This is a genomic window from Candidatus Woesearchaeota archaeon, assembly GCA_027858315.1.
Classification (GTDB): domain Archaea; phylum Nanobdellota; class Nanobdellia; order Woesearchaeales; family UBA583; genus UBA583.
In genome coordinates, this window is the sequence record JAQICV010000049.1 from 54806 (window position 1) to 76601 (window position 21796).

Sequence of the window (21796 nt, forward strand, 5' to 3'; positions counted from 1 at the left end):
AAAAAGTAATTTATAATACTTTTTAATACAGTTATATAATGAATTAATATCAAACTAACTTCAAACAAACTAGAAACTATCACAAACTACTTATATATAATAATACTTATATCTATTATATGAACAAGAAGAAATTCCTGTTATTATCTCTAGAAGATAATAAAGCAAAGAAAATTGCAAACGCAATCACAAACAAAACATCTACACAAATACTAGACTTCTTAATAGAAAAAGAAGCAACAGAGAGCGAGATTGCAAAAAAACTAAGCCTTCCTATTTCTACAATACACTACAATCTAAAACAACTAATGCTAGCAAAACTTGTAGAATGGGAAGAAGCCCACTACAGCGCAAAAGGAAAAAAAGTAAAACACTACAAACTCGCAAATCAGTATATTATTATAGCGCCAAAAGAAGACAGAGAATCTATGCTTGAAAAATTAAAAACAATAATCCCTACATTTATAGTATCTATATTAGGAGCTGGCTTAATATATATATACCCTAGACTAACCATGGACTCCGCAGGACAATTATCAGCCAAAGTTGCAAATGACATTATAATGGAATCTCAAATGGAAAAAGCTGCACCAATGATTGCAGAAGTCGCTCAAGAAAGCTTTTGGACTCTAATAAATAACTCTAATGCTTTCTGGTTCTTACTTGGATCTATATTTACTTTAATAATATATATAGTAATTAATAGGATAAGAAAAAAGTAAATTTTCTCACAAATCCTTAAATGTGAATTTTATTTAGGGATTTGATAAAATTTCAAAACATTTATAAATAATTATGGCTTAATGTTTCTATCAAAAACTTAAAATTCATAAGAAATTAAGATAAAAATAAAAAATGATACTATTTAAATCACTTAATGATTAAATAGTTCGTGAATTTGTTTTTTAAATTTCTTAGAATTTTATACTTAGTATAAAATGACAAGCAAAGAAAAAATATTAGGAATTGACTTAGGTACAACAAACAGTTGTATGTCAATCATCGAGAACGGAAAAGCGGTAGTTATCCCTAACGCAGAAGGTGCAAGAACAACTCCTTCAGTAGTACACATCACAGCATCTGGTGAGAGAATCGTAGGAGAACCTGCAAAAAAACAAGCAATAGTAAAACCAAAAGAAACTATTAGTTCAATCAAAACTCACATGGGTGAAGATTATAAAGTTAGTATTCATGGAAAAGAATATACTGCTCAAGAAATTTCTGCTATCATACTTACAAAATTAAAAAAAGATGCAGAATCCTATTTAGGTCAAGATATAAAAAAAGCAGTAATTACTGTTCCAGCTTATTTTACAGATTCCCAAAGACAAGCAACAAAAGATGCAGGAAGAATTGCAGGCTTTGAAGTTGAGAGAATTATTAATGAACCAACAGCAGCTGCATTAGCTTATGGTATTGATAAAGATACAGCACATACAGTACTTGTATTTGATTTTGGAGGAGGAACATTTGATGTATCCATTTTAGAATTAGATGATGGAGTATTTGAAGTAAAAGCAACAGCAGGAGATAATCACTTAGGTGGAGATAACATTGATGAACTATTAATTAATCATATCGCTAGTGAATTTAAAAAAGAACATGGAATTGATCTAAAAGCAGATGCTCAAGCAACTCAAAGATTAAAATCAGCAGCTGAAAAAGCTAAGATGGAATTATCCTCAAAATTAGAAACGGATATTTCAGAGCCTTTCATCACAGCAGATGCATCAGGTCCTAAACATCTAGAACTAAAAATCACAAGAGCTAAATTTGAAGAATTAATCTCAGGTATTCTAGCTAAATTAAAGAAACCTACTGAGCAAGCAATTAAAGATTCAGGTTTAAAACAATCTGAAATTGATAAAGTAATCTTAGTTGGTGGTTCAACAAGAATCCCTTCAGTTCAAGCTTTAGTAAAAAGTTTATCTGGAAAAGATGCAGATAAATCAGTAAACCCCGATGAAGCTGTTGCAGTAGGAGCTTCAATTCAAGGTGGAGTTTTAGCAGGAGATGTTACAGGAATATTATTATTAGATGTAACACCACTTAGTTTAGGAATTGAAACTCTAGGTGGAGTTTGTACTAAAATGATTGAAAGAAATACAACAATCCCTACTAAAAAATCTCAAGTATATTCGACAGCTGCTGACAACCAACCTTCTGTAACAATTAGAGTAGGTCAAGGAGAAAGAGCAATGTTTAATGACAACAAAGAAATTGGTAAATTCGATTTAAATGGAATTCCACCAGCTCCAAGAGGTGTACCTCAAATTGAAGTAACATTTGATATCGATGCTAACGGAATTGCACATGTTTCAGCTAAAGATATGGGAACTGGAAAAGAACAATCAATTAAAATTGTTGCATCCTCAAACCTATCTGAAGAAGAAATTAAGAAAATGCAAGATGACGCCGAAAAGCATGCAGAAGAAGATGAAAAGAGAAGAGAAGAAATCGAAACTGGAAATCAAGCAGAACAATTAGTTTACCAAACTAAAAAAACATTTGAAGAAAACAAAGACAAAGTTGACCAAAAGAAAGTTGGTCCAATTATGGCTAAAATCAACGATTTAGATGAAGAACTAAAAAAAGAAACTAGAAATGTTGAAACTATGAAAAAAATGATGGAAGATATCAATAAAGACTCACAAGAAGTCTTTACTGAAATGTACCAAAAAGAAGCCCAAGCTCAAGAAGCTTCAGGTGGACAAAAAGAAGAAAAATCTGAAGAAACAGTAGTTGATGCTGAAGCAACAGAAAAAGTAGAAACAAAAAAAGAAGAAACAAAAGATAAAAAATAAATTTTATTTTTTCTAATTTTAACAACAAATTTATAATTTAAGGATTTCAATATTTGGAAAAACTTTAATTAGGTTATTATTCTCTAAATTTTCAGACATAATAACTTTAACAATATTCTCAGGAGAAATCTTTTCTTTAGTTACCAATCTAGTAGAATAAAATTTCTGAAAAAATTTCAACAAAATTGGCTCACCTTTAACCATAGAAATATTCTTCAAGAATACAGGATCTAAATCTAGCTCCAATATAACTAAATTTTTATTTCTAACAACATTACTCCTAATATAATTAAGTATTGAAACTTTTCTATTTTGTTTTCTTGCACGGCTTTTGGCTTCTTTTAAATTAATAAAAAACCAAATATAACTGTATCTTTCTTTTAAATTATATTCTTTTTGATTAAAAATCTCAGTTGCTCTTTCTATATCTTCTTTAATATTATATTTATTTTTAATATATTTGTAATAAATTTTTTCTATAATTCTTTCCTTTATTTCCATACCAGGAATTAAACCAATTTTCAGAATAGAATCTAAATTTTCATATTCTGTAACATGATAAACTCTCATCTTAAAATAAATTATCTGTACTCACGCCATTGATGTTTACACTTCTCACATTTATAGAACTGTGTTTCAGGCTCATCACCAGCCCTAGTTTGCTTAGTCCAATAAAATGCTTTCATATGTCCACACTCAGGACACTCTTGATCTGCAATAGGATGAATTTCTGCAGAACTATCATTTTTATTAATAACTTCTATTTCTTCTGCCTTGCCAATTTTCTCTGACAACTTAACAGTTCCTTTAGGTTTTTGAACAAAACCACAAGCAGAGCACTTAACCTCTTCTCCCTTCTTCCCAATAATTATCGCATCACAATTTGAACAAAAATCTACCATTTTTTCATACCTATAAAAACAATTGAAATTTGAATTTATAAACTTTGTGAAAAAATTAAAATTTTAAATTATTCCTTAAAAACAATTATTTTAAGGAATGACTAAACATCATTGCTTAATGATTTTTAATTTCTCTAAATATTTCTCTGCCTCACCCTCAGAATACTTTTTAACTCTATTGAAATCAAAAATTTCAACATTATCTGTTATAGGGAAAATATGGACATGAACATGTGGAACATCCATACCATAAACCAATGTGCCAATTTTAACTCCCAACTTTTCTCTCAAATTCTTTACTAATTTTAAAACAACCCTTTGAAGCTCTAAATACTCCCCTTCAGGCATATCAGAGATATTATCATACTCTTTTTTTGGAATAACTAAAGTGTGTCCTTTCTCAAACGGAGAAATATCTAAAAAAGCTAAATGATTCTCATCCTCATAAACTTTAGATGAAGGAATCTCACCCTTAATAATTTTACTAAAAATTGTTACCATAAAATACTCCAAAATTAGAAATTTAAAAACTTTTCTCAAATCTAAAATTAAAACAAAATTATATAAACAAAATAAATAAAAATAATCTATGGAGAAAATTGGAAATATTATTATTATGAAATCACACTTCATAAATACCTTAATGCCTAAATTTATAAAACACTTATTTTGGAATTCAATAGTATTCTTAATTTTATATGGAATATATTATTTATTAGACAATTCTGCAAAATATGATTTTGACACAATTATCATACTATCCTTAATTTTTTTAACAATTATATTCTCGATAATTAAAATATCAAAAGATTTAATTAAAATATTAAACACTACATATGAATTTCATCCAAATCATCTTGAAGTAAAATACAAATTCATTAAAGAAGAAACGCACTCAATAAATTACAAACAAATAACTGATATAAAAGTAAATAAAACAATATGGGATAGAATATGTAAAGTTGGTGATATAGAAATTCATACTGCAAATGATTCTTTTCATAATGAAAAAACAACTGCTTTAATCCTTAAAGACATAAGACATGCTGACAAAATAGAAGATGAAATAACAAGAAAAATTCATTCATATAAAACTCCTCATCAATAAATAGAATAATTATTTAAATGAAATTTTCAAAGGTAAATGGTCTGAAACTTCTTCTTTTAAAACACCAAAGTTCAAAACTTCAATATCTGAACTTACAAATACATAATCTGCAAACTTATCCTCTCTATCATAATAAGAACTTCGAGTAGTTTTTATATCATAAATATTAATCAAATTAACTAAATTCTCCTCTAAAATTTTAATACTTGTAGTGTCAGGAAGTAAATTAAAATCACCACAAATTATTTTTTTACCATCTATCAAATCTAAAAAAGACTTAATTTTATTAGATTGAAAAATTCTTTCAGCATTATCACCTTTACCAAAACCCCTAATCCAAACTCCATGCAAATTACAAATTGTGAAAATTTCATTATTAATTTCTAATTTAATACTCTGAAAATTTCTTGAATCTTCCTGAGTTTTCCCTTCAGTTCTAGAATTAAAATAACCATAAGTAAAAAAATAATTATAATCTATCACTTTCAAACTTTTCCTAACAAAGATAACATTTCCATAAGAAAAATCTGCTCCTTCATAAACACCATTATGTGTTGGAGCAAAATAACATTCAAAATCAAAAAGAACAATTTTTAATTCCTCAAGCAAATTCAATCTTGAAACTCCCCTATACAAAATATTAACTTTACTACTTAAAATTTCTTGAAAACAAAAAACATCTCTTTTTTTAGATTCATCGAAAATAAATCTAATTAATTCATCAAATATTTTTCCTCTCCAAGTATTTAAAGAAAGTAATCTTATTCCTTCAATTATTTTTCATACAAAGGATATTTCTTACAAAGCTCCAAAACCTCTCTTTTAACCTCAAACATAATTTTTTCATCAGAAATATTTTTAATAACTTTAGCTATAAATTCTCCAACTCTATATGAATCCTCTCTAGAAAATCCCCTAGAAGTAATAACTGGAGAACCAATCCTAATTCCCGAAGGATTAAAAGCAGTTGCTAAATCAAAAGGAATCATATTCTTATTAGTACAAATATTTACTTCATCTAATTTAAGTTCTACTTCTTTCCCTCTCAAATCAAAAGGAGTCAAATCAATAAGCATTAAATGGTTCTCAGTTCCACCACTAACAAGCTTAATCCCGTTATCAAGTAATCCTTGTGCAAGTGATTTATTATTTTCTAAAAGTTTCTTTTGATACTCTTTAAACTCAGGTTTCAAAACTTCTCCAAAAGCAACCGCCTTTGCAGCAATAACATGTTCAAGAGGCCCACCTTGAATTCCTGGAAAAATTTGTCTATCTACATCTTTTGCATATTTTTCTTTACACAGAATAATTGCTCCACGAGGTCCACGCAAAGTTTTATGAGTTGTCGTAGTAACAATATCGCAAAAGGGAACAGGATTTTGATGCAGTCCAGCTGCAATCGAACCTGCAATATGAGAAATATCTGCAAGTAACATAGCAGAACATTCATCAGCTATTTCTTTAAACTTTTTAAAATCAACATCCCTTGGATAAGCACTAAAACCAGTAACAATTAACTTTGGTTTTTCTTTTAAAGCAACAATTCTAAGTAAATCGTAATCAATAAGTGAGCTCTCTTTATTCAACTCATATTGAACAAAATTATACAACTTACCTGAAAAATTTAAATGATGCCCATGAGTTAAATGTCCTCCCTGGTCTAAATTAATTGCAAGAACTTTATCACCAGGTTCAAGGACCGCCATATATGCAGCCATATTAGCTCCACTACCACTATGGGCTTGAACATTAACATGATCTGCTCCAAAAATTTCTTTAGCTCTATCAATTGCAAGTTGTTCAACTTTATCAACAACCTCATTCCCCCCATAATATCTTTTTCCAGGATACCCTTCAGAATATTTATTTGTAAACACACTACCTTGGGTCTCCATAACTGCAGGAGAAACTGCATTCTCAGAAGGAATAAGCTCAATCGTTTCTTCTTGTCTTTTAATCTCATCCAAAACTAAATTATAAACCTCTGAATCAGATTTTTTAAGCTCATTTAAATGCTCATCAAAACTAATTTTATACACCATACTAATAAACTACAAAAGGAGTATATAAAACTATTTGAAACTATTTCAAAAGAAAAAGAAAACAAATCTTTAAAAACAAAAAAGCTAAACTATTATTATGATACGAAAATTTAACATAAATAACTTTTTGTTAAAGAAAAAAATTAAAATTTTCCAAATTTTAGAGGTAGTCCTAAAATGATACTAACAAAAGATAATCTTTTAAGATATGTTAGAGATAAAAAAGCTGTAACTCCGACAATGGTAAGTGAAGCATTTGACACAACTACTATGATTGCTTCAGCAGCACTCTCCGAAATAGCAAAAGATAAATCTATTGCAATAACAAATCTAAAATTATCTAGTTCCCCTTACTACTATGACCCAAAACAAAAAGAGTGTCTTATTGAACTTGCTGAAAAACATTTTTCAAAACATGACAAAGACATCTACTTAAAACTAAAACAAAACCAAGTTCTAAATCATAGCTCTCTAAACATCCAAGAAACACTTGCAATAGAGAGAATCAAAGACTTTGCAATTCCTCTAGAAATTAGTGAAACAGAAAATGAATTGAAATTCTGGGTTTGGTATCTAAGAGACATATCCGAAACAAAATCACAAATAATGGATGCAATTAAAGGAAATAACTCTACTCCTAAAAAAACAAACAAAGAACCTGAAATGCCAAAAGTCCAAGAAAGGTTAGTAAGAGAAATAAGAAAAGAAATAGCACCTCAACAAATACAAAGACAAACTCATCAACCAAGAATACAATCACAAGCAAATCATCAACAAACTCTAAACTCTCCAAAATTTACTCAACAATCCGTCCAAGAAGAACAACAAAACAAAGAAGAAATGTTTATTGAAAATTATTTCAGACAAAATTATCTAAATATCGAAAATAAAAACAAATCAAATAAAGAAATAAGATACAATTTAAGTCTTAACATAAATCAAATTAAAATATTAATTGATAGTATTTACTATTATAAAAAACCTAATGAAACAGACATCATGCAATTCTATACTTCTTCATTAAAACCTAAGATAATATTCGTACAAAATGCTCCTAAAAAATTATTAAAAATGAATGAGACTCTAGAAAACTTAACAATAATTAACATTTAAAATGATAGAAGAAATATACACCCAAGCATTAAACTTCCTACTAGTAAATATATTTAATCTAGGATATTTTGGAATTTTCTTACTAATGACAATCGAGAGTTCATTTATTCCTTTCCCTTCAGAAGTAATTTTAATTCCAGCTGGAGTTCTAATCGCACAAGGAAAAATGTCATTCTCAGTAGTTCTCCTAGTAGCTACTCTTGGATCTTTATTAGGGGCCGCAATAAATTATTTCCTAGCATTTTATTTGGGAAGAAAAACTATAAATATGATTTTAGAAAGATATGGAAAAATATTTTTAATTGACAAACATAAAATTACAAAATCCGAAAATTTTTTTAAAAAACATGGAGAAATCACAACTTTTATTGGAAGATTAATTCCAGTAATAAGGCAATTAATTTCAATACCAGCAGGTTTCTCTAAAATGAATTTTTTCAAATTTAGTCTATATACATCCCTAGGAGCAGGAATTTGGAGTTTAATCTTAATCTATCTAGGAATAATCTTTGCAAACAATCAAAATCTAATAGAAGAAAATTTAACAAAGATTACTCTTTTAGTATCTCTTTTTGCAATATTAATAATAATTACATACATACACTTTCAAAAAAATAAAATTCATAAAAAAAGTAATCATTATGAATAAAAATTAAAAAAGTTCTTCTTGAGGAATATATTTCTCATCAAGTAATTCAACTTCCTTTATTTCATTATTTTCAGAATAAACAAATCTCAATCCAAGGCCAGCTTTAAGAACTGAACTTAAAACAATCATATGTTCAATCCCTGAACCTGAAACTAAATTAAGTCCAACCTCAAAATCTTGTACTTCTTTTTTTAAAAAACCTGATAAAATTCTCAAACTCTTTTCAATATTTTTTTCATCAATCTTAAGCTTAATTATATTTTGAGATTTAACTTCAAAATTATCATAGGAAAAATCATTACAAATAAGATAAACTCTATCCCACTTCCCTAAACTAATCAAAGAATTAACATGTCCCCATGTTCCCTTTCCAGAACTAAGCATTGCAATAAGTGTAGCCATATAAATATAAAATATAAAATATTTATAAAACTATTCCATATCAATTAGTTGTCAATAACTCAATTTTAATATCTTCACTCTCTTTTAAAAAATTAATTACAGTAATATTTTGTCCATTCCCTGCAATTTTATGACCAACAGTAATATTTAATCCTACAGGAATATTGTAATAATAAGTCATATTCTCATCATATAAATCTTTAATAATAATCATTTCATTTAAAATCTCAATATGATAATCTTGAGAATAAACATCTAAATTTCGAGAATACCCACCATTAACAGTATTTAAAATCTCAATCTCTTTCACAATATTTTCCAAAAAATTTTCTGCAACATTTTTTTTATCTTGCTCAACAAAATCACCTAAAAGAGAACCAGTAATATACATAACTCCTGCTATAATAGTTAAAACAAACATTAAAATTAACATGAATTCTACTGCTTGTTGTCCTCTCTTTGATTTAAACATATAAAAATACACTAAAAATCATTTAAATACTTTTCTTATCACTTATTTTAATTTCATTAAAATAATCGCCTAGAAATTTCTAATCTATTTGATAATTTGTAACCAATTGGTGCAAAATATAAATGAAAAAAAGTAAGACTTCTCCTTTTTGTGAAACCAGCAATAATTCTAATCCATTCTCAACAAGAATAGTTAAATCAATATAGAAAAAAAAGATTTAGAATCATTTCTTAAATAAGCATCTGTAAGAGGTTCCATTTTATTTCTTTAATCTTTTACAATTTCAATCAAGACTTTCACATCTTGACTCTCAATTGACCCATTACCAAATTCAACTACTCTTGCGCCAGTCACTGCCTTCAAATCAGCAATAGAATCTTCAATAAACTCTTTAAGTTTATCATCACATTCAATAACTAATCTAGAAAGTTCAGTCTTCATTGAAACTTGATTCTCAGACTTAAATTTCCTAACTGCTCCAACAATATCAACATATTTATCTCCAAGAAGAACAATTTCTTCATCATCAAAATTTTTATTATATTCGGGCCATGAAGTTCTATGAACACTCTCTATCTCTTCAAATTGTTTATAGAAATTTTGATAAACTTCTTCACTCATATAAACTAAAAACGGTGCAAGTCCCCTAAGCGCAGAATATAAAGAATAATACAAAGCTTTTTGAGCTTTCTTTACTTCAACAACACCAAAATTCTCAGGTTTCCATAATCTTTGTTTTACAATCTCAATATAATTATCAGCAATATCTCTCATAAAATAATCCGCAAATAAACTCTTAACTTTAGCATAATCATAATTATCAAATGCAACAATTGAATCTTTAATTACACTTTGAACTTTAGCAATAATCCATTTATCGATTGAATTTAAATCTTTAAACTTAAAATCTCTATCCTTAGCTTCAAAATTCTCAAAAAGCATTGAAGCAAATTTATTTGCATTGTACAATTTATTTGCAACTTTTACTCCGGTTTGAACTTCTTTCTCTTGAAATGGAATATCACTCCCTAATTTCGTTGAAGCTGCAGCAAATCTTAAACCATCATTTGAATGTTTAGAAACTACATCTTGAGGAACAATAGTATTTCCTTTCGACTTACTCATTTTCTTTCCTTTAGGGTCTAAAACAAAACCCGACACCATAACATTTTTAAACGGATTTTCATCATAAAGTAAATTAGTTTTTGCCATAGTATAAAACAACCAAAAATTAATAATATCATGCGCTTGAGGTCTCAAATCCATTGGAAATAATTTCTTTTTCATCTCTTCATTCTTCACTAATTCAATTGCTAAAAATGGAGATGAACCTGAAGTAAACCAAGTATCCATGATATCTGTCTCTCCTTCAAATTCCTCACTACCACAAGAACATTTATCTAAAGGCTTAGTTGAAGTAGGATCAACAGGCAATTGTAATTCTTTAGCATACTTAGTTTCACCACATTTACTACAATACCAAGCAGGAACAGGAATCCCAAAATGTCTCTGTCTTGAAAATCCCCAATTCCAATTTAATCCTTTAATCCAATTTTCAAGCCTGTGTTTCATAAATTCAGGATGCCAGTTAAACTTTTGAGCCATCTCAAAAAAATACTCTTTCTTATCTAAATAATTCACATACCATTGCTTTGTAACAATAAACTCTACTTCAACTCCTGACCTCTCACCAAGATTTACAACTTGTCTTATCTTCTCAGATTTAATTATCGAGCCTTCCTCAGTCATATCTTTAATTATTAATCTCCTAGCATCATTAGTAAGTTCACCCTCATATTTCAAACATTTACTATTAAGTCTACCATCTTTTGACAAAACTTCAATTGGGTCAAGCCTATGTCTAGCAAAGTATTCAATATCTTCTGCTCCACCATAAGAACAAAAATAAGCAATCCCTGTTCCAAAATCAGCTTTTACTGCAGCATCATGAGTCACTTCAATTTCCTTATTAGTTACTGGAATAATAACCTTATCACCAATAACATTTTTTCCTTTTAATTTTTCAACAACTTCATATTCAAAATCAGCAAACTTTTCTTCATATGTTGCTTTACTAGTAATCCAAAATTCTTCTCCTACTTTTAATTTCACATACTCGCCTTCATCTTCCACACTAAATCCTGCACAAGCAAATAAAAGCTCAGGTCTAGTTGTAGCATAAATCATAAAAGTATTTGTTGTTCCAACAACCTTAGCTTTAACATAATTCATCAAACTCTCCCTTTCATCATCTTCAAGTTCAGCTTGAGCAATAGGAGTTTGAAAAACTCTATCCCACATAACAGGTCCTTCAGTCCTAGTAATCAAACCCTTTTCAACAAGCTCTAAAAATGTATTTTGAGAAATTTTCCTGGAATGATCATTAATAGTAGAATAAGCCAAATCAAAATCACAACTAAGTCCTACATTCTTAAAATCTTCAATAAATTTTGGTCTTTCTTCATTCAAGTAATCAACTACAATCTTAATTGCCTCTGCTCTATCAACCTTTCTTAAATTGACCTTCTTCTCTTTTTGAACAAGCTTCTCTGTCGCAAGTCCATTATCATCAGTTCCAAATGGATAGAAGACTTCAAATCCTCTCATTCTCTTATATCTTGCAATAAAATCTGCCTGTGAGAAAGAAAATGCGTGCCCAATATGCATTTTTCCAGAAATAGTTGGTGGTGGAGTGTCAATTGAAAAGACGACTTTAGAGGAGTTTTCATCAAACTTGAATATATCATTTTCATCCCAGAATTTTCTAATCTGAACCTCTCTTTCTTTCGCATCGTATTTATTTTCAAATGTCATTTTTAATATTTTTAAATAAAATTAATACACAGCAACATAAGTTGTGACTGTATCATTTTTATTATCATATAATACACTCCTGATTGTATCATACTAAAAATAAAGACACTTAGTATATAAATATTTTGAAAAAAAAAATCTAAAATAAATAAAAGTAATGTTCATTTTTACCAGTTCAAACATATCTTTATAAAGTTAAAAAACCATAAATTAGAACCGAGGTGTATTCTAAATGTTAAAAAATTATTTTGAAGTAGACGAGAACCTTAATATGCAAGGGTTCCTAAAAGAAATTAAAGAAAAGAAGAACTCACATTACATCATTTTAAACACAAATCCTAAATCTTTCGTAGATGTGAGAACAATTGCATTAAAAGTAACAAATTTAAATGAAAAATTAAAAGGCCTCAAAAAAACCCTATCTGAGAGCAAAGGAAAAAACACAAACGAACACATAAATTTCTTAATAGAGAGTGGAGATAGAGTAATCAAAATTGGAGATTTATACTATAGTTTCATAGATGCTTTATTGGATATTTCAAATCAAGATTTAGACTTTCTAAACGAAAAAAATGAAAGCATTGAAAAAAGAGAGATTTACGCATTAAATAAAAATGATAAAGTCTCATCTGCAAGAAACCTATTCTTACAAAAAAGAGTTAATTTATTACCAGTAATTGAAGGATTAAAAATCTCAGGTGAATTAAGACCAATAGATTTATTGGTTACAGATTTATTCGAAGTTGACAATGAAAAAGGTAATTACTATAACAAAAAAAATCAAGAAAATATACTAAATTCCAATATTGAAAATTTAATTAACACAAGACCATTAACACTAAATAAAAATCAAAAAATAAGTGATGCTTTAAAACTTATGATAAGTAAAAAACTCCCATCAATTATAATAACTGATGAAGAAGGTCTACTTTACTCAATATTATCATATAAAGATATATTCAAATTATACCAAAAAACTAATGAACTTTCAAAATTCAAACTAGAATATGTAGGATCTCAATCCCTCTATGATGATGATTTTGATTTAATACAAGACTATGCTGAAAAAACTATGAAAAAAATTTCTAACATTAGTAAATATGACACTCTAAAACTCTCATTTAAAACAATTGGAGACAAAGACGCAGGTCATAAAACACGAATTCAAGTAAAAATGTTATTATCTGAAGGAAATAAAATAATCCAAGTTGAAAAAGAAATTTCAACAGGAACTTCAGATGAAGAATTCAATGATAAAATTAAAGGAAAATGGAATATTCCTCAAATGATTCAAGAAACACTAAATGCACTTGAGAAAAGAGTAAAAGAAGAAAAATCAAAAAATAATTAATTCTTATTTTTTTCAATAATCTTTATAAATACTATAGCACTTTTTTTCTATAAGATGTTCTATAAAGTAAAATTAAAAGATTACGTAGATTTAAGTCCAGACTTATTTGAAGGAGATTTAAATGAATCAGTTAAAGAGCAATTAACAAGAGATTACTCTGAAAAAACAACTGAAGAATTCGGACTAGTAATTAGTGTTATTAGTGTAGATGGAATCGGACAAGGATTCAAACTACCTGAAGACTCTTCTAGACACTATGTTGTAGAATTCACAATATTATCATACAAACCTGAGATTCATGAAGTAATTGAAGGAGAAGTATCCTCCGTTACAAATTTTGGAGTATTTATCAACATGGGAATAATTGATGGACTTGTTCATTTATCTCAAACAATGGTAGATCAAGTATCATTTAGTAAAGTTGGAAGCATACAAGGTTCTCAAACTGGTCAAACACTAAAAACTGGAGATATTGTGAAAGCTGCAGTAGTTGCAGTATCATTTAAAGACATAAGAAATGTTAAAGTAGGTCTTACAATGAGACAACCAGGTCTTGGTTCAATAGAGTGGTTAAAAGCATAAAAATTAAAAATGGTAAATAAAAAAAAAGTTTGTAAAGAATGTGGTTTTTTAACTGAAGAGAAAAATTGTCCTAATTGTAAATCTAACCAACTACAAGAAAAATATAAAGGAACAGTATACATTTTAGATGCAAAAGAATCTGAAGTTGCAAAAAAAATAGATAAATCAAATAAAGGAATTTACGCTCTAAAATATTAATACAATGATTCCTCAAACCCTTATTCTTTTAAAAAAATCAAAAAAAGAAGAACTAGTAAACAAATTATCCTTATATTATGGAGATAATTTAGAAAAACTAAAATCTTATAATTTTTACATGAATGAAAAGACAAGAAAAATCCACATGTGTAAATTAGACATTAATATAGATATAAGAAGAATAACAAATGTAGGGATTTACTTTGGAACATATCATGACAATGAAAGATTTAGATTAAGCATAGAAGGATCTCAATTCATAAAACCTACAAAAAATTTTCTAATACTAAAAGAAGAAAACTTAAAATCATATTTAGCTGCAGAAAGTCTCTTTACAGAAGAAATAGAAAAATTCAATTGGCAAGAAAATACTCCATTTTTAATTGCAATATATGATGGTGAAAATCTTGGTTGCGTGAACATCAAAGGAAAAGAAATTCTAAACTATGTTCCTAAATCAAGAAAATTGAATTTCGACAAATTATTTTAAAATGAAAAACAAAGAAAAAAAGCAAATTCAAACAGAATACGCTAAAGCAAATATACAACAATACTTCTCACTAATAGAAAAAAAACTTAACCCTAAATATGAAACATCATATATAAAAGAAATAATTAAACTATCACAAGCATTCAATATAACATTGAAAAGAGAAGAAAAACTAAAATATTGTAAAAAATGTCATATTATTTGGACAACTAAAACTAGAGAAATCAGACTAAACTCAAATCTTAAAACAAAAGAATATATCTGTAAAAACTGCGATTATGTTAAAAGGTTCAAATATAGTAAGTAATGAAAATTAAAAACCCTCCAGATTTATTCTTCATCAAGCAACAAAACTTCTTTCTCATCACGAAGTGGAACTGATTTAGGAAGCTTCCCTTTCTTTAGATAATAATTCAAATCCGAATTCAATCTAACTATAATCATATTTGACTCTTCCTTTGAAGAACCATTCCTTAAAAAAAAATCATCCATACTCTCTCCATCAGTTATGTTATCAACTTTAAACTCAAGCTGCTTCAATCTTTCTAAAAGAACAGGGAAGGCATTAATAATTTCACAAAATTCCAAACTAGAATCTATATTATAAGACATAATAAAACATTACAAAACTCATATATATACTTCTTGTTTTAAAACTCAAAGTAAAAAAACTGATTAATATATTTAAGAAATTAAAGTAATTTCTCCAATTCTTGATAATGTTCCTTTGGATGAGAATCCGAGGAAACATAAGAACCAACACAAAAAACATCAATTCCTGAATCTGAAGCCTTCTTAATATTTTCAGAATTAATACCTCCATCAACACAAATTTCGATTTTTGGAAAATTTCCCCTTAATTCTTTAGTTCTACTATAAGTATTAGAAATAAAAGTTTGTCCTTCTTTACCTGGCCAAACACTCATAATCAAAACAGAGTCAATCTCTTCTACATATGAGGATATCTCTTCAATATCGGTCCCAGGATTCACTGCAAGCCCAACTTCAATATTTCTTGATTTAAATTCCTCTATAGCATATTGAAAATCACTATCAGTCTCAAAAACCTCATAATGTAAATATACACGAGAAATATTCAACTTTTTAATTTTTGATGCATACTCTTCGGGTTCATAAGCCATCAAATGCGCAAAAAATACTTTATCTTTTGTATTTAATATCTCGTCCATCTCACTAAAACCAACAGACTTTTTATCTGTAAATTTTCCATCCATAAAATCTATATGTATCTTTTTTGAAAAAGAAACTTTTTCAAGCTTATTAGAAAACTCTTCCTTATTTAAAGCAAAAAGAGTTGGTAATATCCTTATTTTTGTCATATATAAAATATAGTAAAACTAAATAATTTATAAAAATTTCTTAAAAAAAACCATATAACACATAAAAAACAGAAATAATATAAAAATATTTATAAGTAAAATAAAATCAATAATTTTTACATGATAGAATTAATTATCGTAAGTATTTGTGTAGTTGCATTTATTTTAGCTATCATCAATTACATTAGTGTTCAAAAAATGAGTGCTGGTGATAAAAAGATGAAAGAAATTGCAAACTACATTGCAGAAGGTGCAAAAGCATTTTTAATTGCAGAATATAAAATTATGTTTGTGTTTATTATTGTAATCGCAGCTCTTTTATGGTTTTTCTTAAATCAAGCTGTAGGACACAACCTAGGACTATATACAGCAATCGCTTTTGTTGCAGGTTCAATCGCATCCATTCTATCTGGTGCAATTGGAATGATTGTAGCTACTAAAGCTAATGTTAGAACTACTGAAGCTTCAAAAAAAAGTGTTTCAGCAGGATTTGATGTAGCTTTTAAAGGAGGTTCAGTACTAGGTTTAACATTAGTTTCATTCGCAGTATTAGGACTAATTTTCTTATTTATGATTTATAGTTTCATAGGTTTAGAAATGAACATCATTGTAGAAGCTATAACTGGATTTGGTCTAGGTGGTTCAATGATGGCAATGTTTGGTAGAGTTGGTGGTGGAATTTATACTAAAGCTGCTGATGTTGGTGCAGATATTGTAGGAAAAGTTGAAAAAAACATTCCAGAAGATGATCCAAGAAACCCTGCAGTTATTGCAGATAATGTTGGTGATAATGTAGGAGATATCGCAGGAATGGGGTCAGATTTATTTGGTTCTGTTGCAGAAAGTACTGCTGCTGCATTAGTGATAGGATTTTTCGCATTTGGAGCAACAAACATTACAGCATTAACATTTCCAATTTTAATTTCTGCAGTAGGTATACTTGCAAGTATTATTACATTATTTTTCGTAAAAGTTGGGAAAAATTCTGAAAATGTTGAAAAACCAATTAAATATGCTTTAGTTGGAAGTACAATTCTTATGGCTATTGGTGTATATTTTGCTACAATGTGGGCAATTCCAGAATCATTTATCTATAATGAAATTACATACACTTCAACAGGAGTATATATAGCAATTCTTGGAGGATTAGTTTCAGGACTAGCAATTGGTTTAATTACTGAGTACTATACTTCAGCTTCATATAGACCTGTTAAAAAAACTGCTGAGGCAGCAACAACTGGTGCAGGAACTTTAATGATTGATGGTTTAGCTTTAGGTTATGAATCAGCAGTATTGCCTGTATTATTAATCGCTGGAACTGCAGTTTTAGGTTTCCATTATGCCGGTTTATATGGTATTGCATTAAGTGCAATTGGTATGCTTGGAACATTAGTTATTGGATTAACTATTGATGTATATGGTCCTATCTCAGACAATGCTGGTGGTATTGCTGAAATGGCAGGATTAGACAAAAAAGTAAGAAAAAGAACTGACATCTTAGATGCTGCAGGAAACACTACTGCTGCTATCGGAAAAGGATTTGCTATCGGTTCTGCTGCATTAACTTCTCTTGCTTTATTCTCAGCATTTGTAAGTGCTGCAGGAATTAAAGTAGTAAATATTTTAGATGTGAATATAATCGCAGGAGTTTTAGTTGGAGCAATGCTTCCATTCTTATTTTCTGCTATGACTATGAAGAGTGTAGGAAAAGCTGCACAAGCAATAGTTGTTGAAGTTAGAAGACAATTCAAAGAAATCAAAGGTTTAATGGAAGGTAAAGCTAAACCTGATTATGAAAAATGTATTGCAATTTCAACAAAAGCTTCATTAAATGAAATGCTTGCACCATCAATTTTAATTATTGTAACTCCAGTATTTGTTGGAGTTATATTTGGTGTAGAAGTTCTTGCAGGAGTTCTTGCAGGTTCAATCGCATCAGGAATTGTATTAGCTATTTCAATGGCTAATAGTGGTGGAGCATGGGATAATGCAAAGAAATATATTGAAGCTGGAAACTTAGGTGGAAAAGGTTCAGATAATCATAAAGCAGCGATTGTTGGAGACACAGTAGGAGATCCATTCAAGGATACCTCAGGTCCTGCTTTAAACATTTTAGTTAAATTAATGGCAATTATTTCATTAGTTTTAGTTCCATTATTTATCTAAAATTTTTTATTTTATTTTTTAAAACACATTACTTAATTTTTCTATAATGATATATGATATACAAAGAATAAAAGAATAAAAATATCTCGAAAATATAAAGTGCTAATTTCTCAAGATATAACATTGCAAAAAATATAACAAGACTAAAAATTATTGCATAAATCAAATACAACTTATCTTTCTTAATAATTGAAAAAATAACAAATACTGTAATTGCTAAATTCAAAACAAAAAATAAAAGAAAACTAACAAAAGGAAAACTCTCAGGTAAAAAATATAAATAATCAAAACTTAAAGAAAAAAATCCAAAGAAAAATGAATAAAAAATCAAAGAAAAATAACTAATACTCTCAATTGTAGCCCAGCCAATCCCAAATAAAATCCCATTTTTAAAACTCTTCGTCTTCAAAAATCTCTTCAAGGAAAAATATTTAGTCAATTCTGAAATTACAATAACTCCAATATTTAAAAAAATAATAGGCAAAACACTCGAACTAAAATAATCTTTAAATGTTAACTGTAAAAACTTAAAAGGAATTTGTAAAACTAAGGAAACTAAAAAAAACAAATAACCATAGATTAAGAATTTAACCTTTGGACGCTCTCTCTTGATAAAAACATAAGCAATCATCAAGGCAATTAAAAGTTCAAATATCCAAAACATAAATGAATCAAGTATAAAAAAATATATAAAGATATCTTAAGTTCTTTTATTTATTGCATAGCAAAAATTCAATTCAATGATTTTTGATTATTCATGGCAGGATCGCATAATCTGGTATTGCGCTAGACTTGAAATAAAGCACAATACCACCATTACGGTTGGATTGGTAATGTTTAAAAGTGGTGGGGGACACTCAAAACCCCTCTATATAGTGGCAAGGTCGCGTAATTCGGTATCGCGCTAGACTTGAAATCTAGTCCTTTTAGGATTGCGGGTTCAAATCCCGTCCTTGCCGTCTTTACGGTTTTCTCGAAACATCAAATTGATAATATTGATTCTCATTAACTCAAAAAATGCTAAAAATATTAAGAGTTATACTATCAAAAAAAATATGCGATAAGCTATAATTTTAGTACTACAAGCGTTTTTAACATAAATAGAGTATATTTAATGTTAGAAATATTTGAGTTATGTTGATAATTAAAAGGGAAAAATATAATTATTTGACATAACCGCAAATACAGTATGCGACATGACAACATGTTTAGGGCTGACTTTTGCAGTTTTTATTATATCATTAACAAGATTTGTTAATGGTATTTGTAAATCATTTTTTATGATTTACATTATGTCAATTAATAATATTTAGTTTGAAATTATTATCATTTCTCACTAAACATGAATTATACTCTTCAAAAAAAACAGAGGTAAAAACCAATGAAAACTGAAGAGATAAGTAATAATAATGAATCTATTAAAATATATAAAAGAGTAGGTTCAATTTTTAAAAAGCCAATTAGCAGTATCAAAACTGAAAAAAAATATTATATTCCAAAACATATTTTAAAAAATAAAAAAAAAATTGAAACTAAACTTTCGATAGCAATGCTTATGCCCGAATACAATAGCTTAACAATTAATAAATATAATCAAATTTTAAATAATATTGATTTGATGATTAAAAATAGACTTTTAGAGGGTGAGTTGTAATGAAAAAACTTAACTTTCTACTTAACTTTTCAAAAGCACTTAACTTTTTTCCTTATGTCCTACTGCATAGGTTATATGGAGTTCTGCTAGTAATTAACGGAAGTGTAAAATGGTGAAAAAAACCACAAAAAACCTTAACTCTTCAAAAAGACTTAACTTAAAACCTTTACAGCAACGGCGTAATAATCCTAAAAAGCTTAAATTAACTAAGAGAGAAAAGGAAATATTACACCTTTTACATATAGAATGTTTAACACCTGTTCAAATAGCTAAGAGGCGTAAAGTAAGCAAATCAGCAGTTTCTCAAATTATCAAAAGGCTTAAAGAAAAAGGTTTTTTTAATGTTGGACTAAAAAGCTTAACTCAAGGTGGGGTCACTACGCAACCACTCTCAAAGGAACACCCATTTAGATTACACGCCCAAAGGTTCTATATTGAGATTTTAGATAGGACAGATGCCTTTATGAAGAAAATCAAACAAATTGGAAAAGGTATAGAATATGTTGATGGTAATTACATAACTTATAATGAAAAATATATCCAAATTTTAGGAAAGAAAGATTTTTGGGCAGATTCGCCTCTTGAAGCAGAAGAACAAAGTTTAGACTATTGGACTAAATTTATTTTAAAATTAGAACAGAAATTAAAAATAGTTCTTTTAAAAAATGGATATGAAAATATTAGATACTCAAAGTCTGGAGAGTTTGCAGAAACTAATAATGAACTTGCCAGAGATTATAATAATAGAAAAGATAAACTTATGGTAAGAGGAACTGATGATAATAAAGTTTGGCTTATTATAGATAATTCTTTTAATTTGCATGAAATGGAAACAACACATTCTAAATTCTCAATGGATGATGCAATTAAAGTTACAGACCATTTCAACGACATAAGAGATTTCCCAGTAATGAGACCTAGTGAGATTTCAAGAGTTGTAGGAGAGATAAGCCGGAATGTTGAGGAACTTTCAAAACAACAAATAATGATGACTAATTCTCAAACAAATACTAATGAGCAATTAAAAGCAGTAATTGGACTTCATCAAAATTTAGTAAATATGGTTACTACACCACAAACAAACAATAATCAAGGAGGTAATGACGATTTTGATCCATCAAAATCTAATATGTTTATGTAAAATGAAATCTTATGTTGAAATTAAAAGAGAGGGAATTGAATTTAATAGAGAATTTGCCCAAGAATTCGTAAGAGAACTTTTGAAAGATAAAGGAATTAGAGAGACTGGTTCAAAACAATACACATTATGGGGCTTTCCAAAAGATAATCCTCAAATATGGTATATTGTAAAAGGAGATTACAGAAAACGAGTAGTTAGAGAGATTACGCCCTCACTTGTTTGTAAGTATGTTAGTCAAAGTTTGAATAAATTTGTATCTGGTGAGGTAGTTGGAAATGTTTAATGTTTATTACTTCCCAACATTTCAAGAAGAAACCAAATTTATTCTTTCAAGATATGAAAGAGGATTGGTTGAAAAATATATTATAAAAAATCTTGAACCTAGTGGAGATAAAAAAGGAGACCAATTAACTTATGACTTCTTTAGAGAATTTAAAATAGGAATTAAAAGAGTATATTTTCTAGTCTATAAAGATATTGCCATAATATTGTTAGTTACAGCTAGTTAAAATAAAAAAGACCACCAGAAAGTGATTGATAAGGTTAAAAAAAATTTAGATTTATATAA

At 28.3% G+C, this 21796-nt stretch carries 26 protein-coding genes and 1 tRNA gene; 16 read left to right on the plus strand and 11 right to left on the minus strand.

All coding sequences use genetic code 11. The features are described from left to right. Positions 1-119: 119 nt before the first annotated feature. Together PF569_04380 and dnaK are read left to right on the plus strand one after the other, a co-directional pair. On the plus strand, positions 120-722 hold the full coding sequence (locus tag PF569_04380; GenBank protein MDA3855470.1) for a winged helix-turn-helix domain-containing protein: 603 nt from the start codon (positions 120-122) through the stop codon (positions 720-722). Between the two features lie 216 nt (positions 723-938). Further along, positions 939-2804, plus strand: a complete 1866-nt coding sequence (gene dnaK, locus PF569_04385) for a molecular chaperone DnaK (GenBank protein MDA3855471.1) — start codon at positions 939-941, stop codon at positions 2802-2804. 30 nt (positions 2805-2834) lie between these two features. On the opposite strand, the gene PF569_04390 is transcribed toward dnaK, so the two are convergent. The 3 genes from PF569_04390 to PF569_04400 all read right to left on the minus strand — a co-directional run bounded on the left by PF569_04390 (position 2835) and on the right by PF569_04400 (position 4207). Next, a complete protein-coding gene (locus PF569_04390) occupies positions 2835-3374 on the minus strand; it encodes a hypothetical protein (GenBank protein ID MDA3855472.1) in 540 nt (179 codons plus the stop codon). Positions 3375-3385: 11 nt separating this feature from the next. After that, positions 3386-3706, minus strand: a complete 321-nt coding sequence (locus tag PF569_04395) for a transcription factor S (GenBank protein MDA3855473.1) — start codon at positions 3704-3706, stop codon at positions 3386-3388. A gap of 108 nt (positions 3707-3814) precedes the next feature. After that, positions 3815-4207 (minus strand): HIT domain-containing protein, encoded by a 393-nt coding sequence (locus tag PF569_04400; GenBank protein MDA3855474.1) that lies wholly within the window; start codon positions 4205-4207, stop codon positions 3815-3817. Between the two features lie 88 nt (positions 4208-4295). Here PF569_04400 and PF569_04405 point away from each other — a divergent pair, with 88 nt between their 5' ends. Further along, positions 4296-4814: a PH domain-containing protein gene (locus PF569_04405; GenBank protein ID MDA3855475.1), complete on the plus strand. Its 519-nt coding sequence runs from the start codon at positions 4296-4298 to the stop codon at positions 4812-4814. 9 nt (positions 4815-4823) lie between these two features. On the opposite strand, the gene PF569_04410 is transcribed toward PF569_04405, so the two are convergent. Next, the gene (locus PF569_04410; protein MDA3855476.1) at positions 4824-5528 is read right to left on the minus strand and encodes an endonuclease/exonuclease/phosphatase family protein; all 705 of its coding nucleotides are present in this window, start codon (positions 5526-5528) and stop codon (positions 4824-4826) included. A gap of 59 nt (positions 5529-5587) precedes the next feature. Then, entirely contained in the window at positions 5588-6856 is a 1269-nt protein-coding gene (locus PF569_04415) for a serine hydroxymethyltransferase (protein ID MDA3855477.1), read from the minus strand. 177 nt (positions 6857-7033) lie between these two features. Between PF569_04415 and PF569_04420 the strand changes: the two genes are divergently transcribed. Continuing rightward, on the plus strand, positions 7034-7969 hold the full coding sequence (locus tag PF569_04420) for a hypothetical protein (protein ID MDA3855478.1): 936 nt from the start codon (positions 7034-7036) through the stop codon (positions 7967-7969). A 1-nt stretch (position 7970) separates the two neighbouring features. Then, positions 7971-8618, plus strand: a complete 648-nt coding sequence (locus PF569_04425; GenBank protein ID MDA3855479.1) for a DedA family protein — start codon at positions 7971-7973, stop codon at positions 8616-8618. 3 nt (positions 8619-8621) lie between these two features. On the opposite strand, the gene PF569_04430 is transcribed toward PF569_04425, so the two are convergent. From PF569_04430 to PF569_04440, 3 genes are all read right to left on the minus strand, one after another. Continuing rightward, positions 8622-9020, minus strand: coding sequence for a hypothetical protein (locus PF569_04430; protein MDA3855480.1), 399 nt, complete (start codon positions 9018-9020; stop codon positions 8622-8624). Positions 9021-9060: 40 nt separating this feature from the next. Beyond that, positions 9061-9492 carry a hypothetical protein gene (locus tag PF569_04435; protein ID MDA3855481.1) on the minus strand — a complete coding sequence of 144 codons (432 nt, stop codon included), beginning with the start codon at positions 9490-9492 and terminating at the stop codon, positions 9061-9063. A gap of 267 nt (positions 9493-9759) precedes the next feature. Continuing rightward, on the minus strand, positions 9760-12306 hold the full coding sequence (locus PF569_04440) for a class I tRNA ligase family protein (GenBank protein MDA3855482.1): 2547 nt from the start codon (positions 12304-12306) through the stop codon (positions 9760-9762). 232 nt (positions 12307-12538) lie between these two features. On the opposite strand from PF569_04440, the gene PF569_04445 reads away from it, so the two are divergent. From PF569_04445 to PF569_04465, 5 genes are read left to right on the plus strand one after another with little or no spacing between them, the layout of a single operon-like run. Continuing rightward, positions 12539-13657, plus strand: coding sequence for a CBS domain-containing protein (locus PF569_04445; GenBank protein MDA3855483.1), 1119 nt, complete (start codon positions 12539-12541; stop codon positions 13655-13657). Positions 13658-13711: 54 nt separating this feature from the next. After that, complete coding sequence (locus tag PF569_04450; protein MDA3855484.1) at positions 13712-14239, plus strand: DNA-directed RNA polymerase; 528 nt, start codon at positions 13712-13714, stop codon at positions 14237-14239. A gap of 9 nt (positions 14240-14248) precedes the next feature. After that, positions 14249-14437 (plus strand): DNA-directed RNA polymerase subunit E'', encoded by a 189-nt coding sequence (locus PF569_04455; GenBank protein ID MDA3855485.1) that lies wholly within the window; start codon positions 14249-14251, stop codon positions 14435-14437. 4 nt (positions 14438-14441) lie between these two features. After that, a complete protein-coding gene (locus tag PF569_04460; GenBank protein MDA3855486.1) occupies positions 14442-14927 on the plus strand; it encodes a hypothetical protein in 486 nt (161 codons plus the stop codon). A 1-nt stretch (position 14928) separates the two neighbouring features. Beyond that, complete coding sequence (locus PF569_04465) at positions 14929-15234, plus strand: hypothetical protein (protein MDA3855487.1); 306 nt, start codon at positions 14929-14931, stop codon at positions 15232-15234. 23 nt (positions 15235-15257) lie between these two features. On the opposite strand, the gene PF569_04470 is transcribed toward PF569_04465, so the two are convergent. Together PF569_04470 and PF569_04475 are read right to left on the minus strand one after the other, a co-directional pair. Then, on the minus strand, positions 15258-15539 hold the full coding sequence (locus PF569_04470) for a hypothetical protein (protein ID MDA3855488.1): 282 nt from the start codon (positions 15537-15539) through the stop codon (positions 15258-15260). A gap of 80 nt (positions 15540-15619) precedes the next feature. Then, positions 15620-16267, minus strand: a complete 648-nt coding sequence (locus PF569_04475; GenBank protein MDA3855489.1) for a ribulose-phosphate 3-epimerase — start codon at positions 16265-16267, stop codon at positions 15620-15622. A gap of 120 nt (positions 16268-16387) precedes the next feature. On the opposite strand from PF569_04475, the gene PF569_04480 reads away from it, so the two are divergent. Next, a complete protein-coding gene (locus PF569_04480) occupies positions 16388-18433 on the plus strand; it encodes a V-type H(+)-translocating pyrophosphatase (GenBank protein ID MDA3855490.1) in 2046 nt (681 codons plus the stop codon). A gap of 28 nt (positions 18434-18461) precedes the next feature. Here the strand turns inward: PF569_04480 and PF569_04485 are convergent, their stop codons facing one another. Next, the gene (locus tag PF569_04485) at positions 18462-19097 is read right to left on the minus strand and encodes a hypothetical protein (GenBank protein ID MDA3855491.1); all 636 of its coding nucleotides are present in this window, start codon (positions 19095-19097) and stop codon (positions 18462-18464) included. A gap of 213 nt (positions 19098-19310) precedes the next feature. Between PF569_04485 and PF569_04490 the strand changes: the two genes are divergently transcribed. From PF569_04490 to PF569_04510, 5 genes are all read left to right on the plus strand, one after another. Beyond that, a tRNA-Ser gene (locus PF569_04490) sits at positions 19311-19392 on the plus strand. Between the two features lie 422 nt (positions 19393-19814). Then, a complete protein-coding gene (locus tag PF569_04495) occupies positions 19815-20087 on the plus strand; it encodes a hypothetical protein (protein ID MDA3855492.1) in 273 nt (90 codons plus the stop codon). Between the two features lie 109 nt (positions 20088-20196). Beyond that, positions 20197-21228: a helix-turn-helix domain-containing protein gene (locus PF569_04500; protein MDA3855493.1), complete on the plus strand. Its 1032-nt coding sequence runs from the start codon at positions 20197-20199 to the stop codon at positions 21226-21228. 1 nt (position 21229) lies between these two features. After that, on the plus strand, positions 21230-21511 hold the full coding sequence (locus PF569_04505; GenBank protein MDA3855494.1) for a hypothetical protein: 282 nt from the start codon (positions 21230-21232) through the stop codon (positions 21509-21511). Continuing rightward, positions 21504-21737, plus strand: a complete 234-nt coding sequence (locus tag PF569_04510) for a hypothetical protein (GenBank protein MDA3855495.1) — start codon at positions 21504-21506, stop codon at positions 21735-21737. The genes PF569_04505 and PF569_04510 overlap by 8 nt, the downstream gene beginning before the upstream one ends. Positions 21738-21796 lie beyond the last annotated feature (59 nt).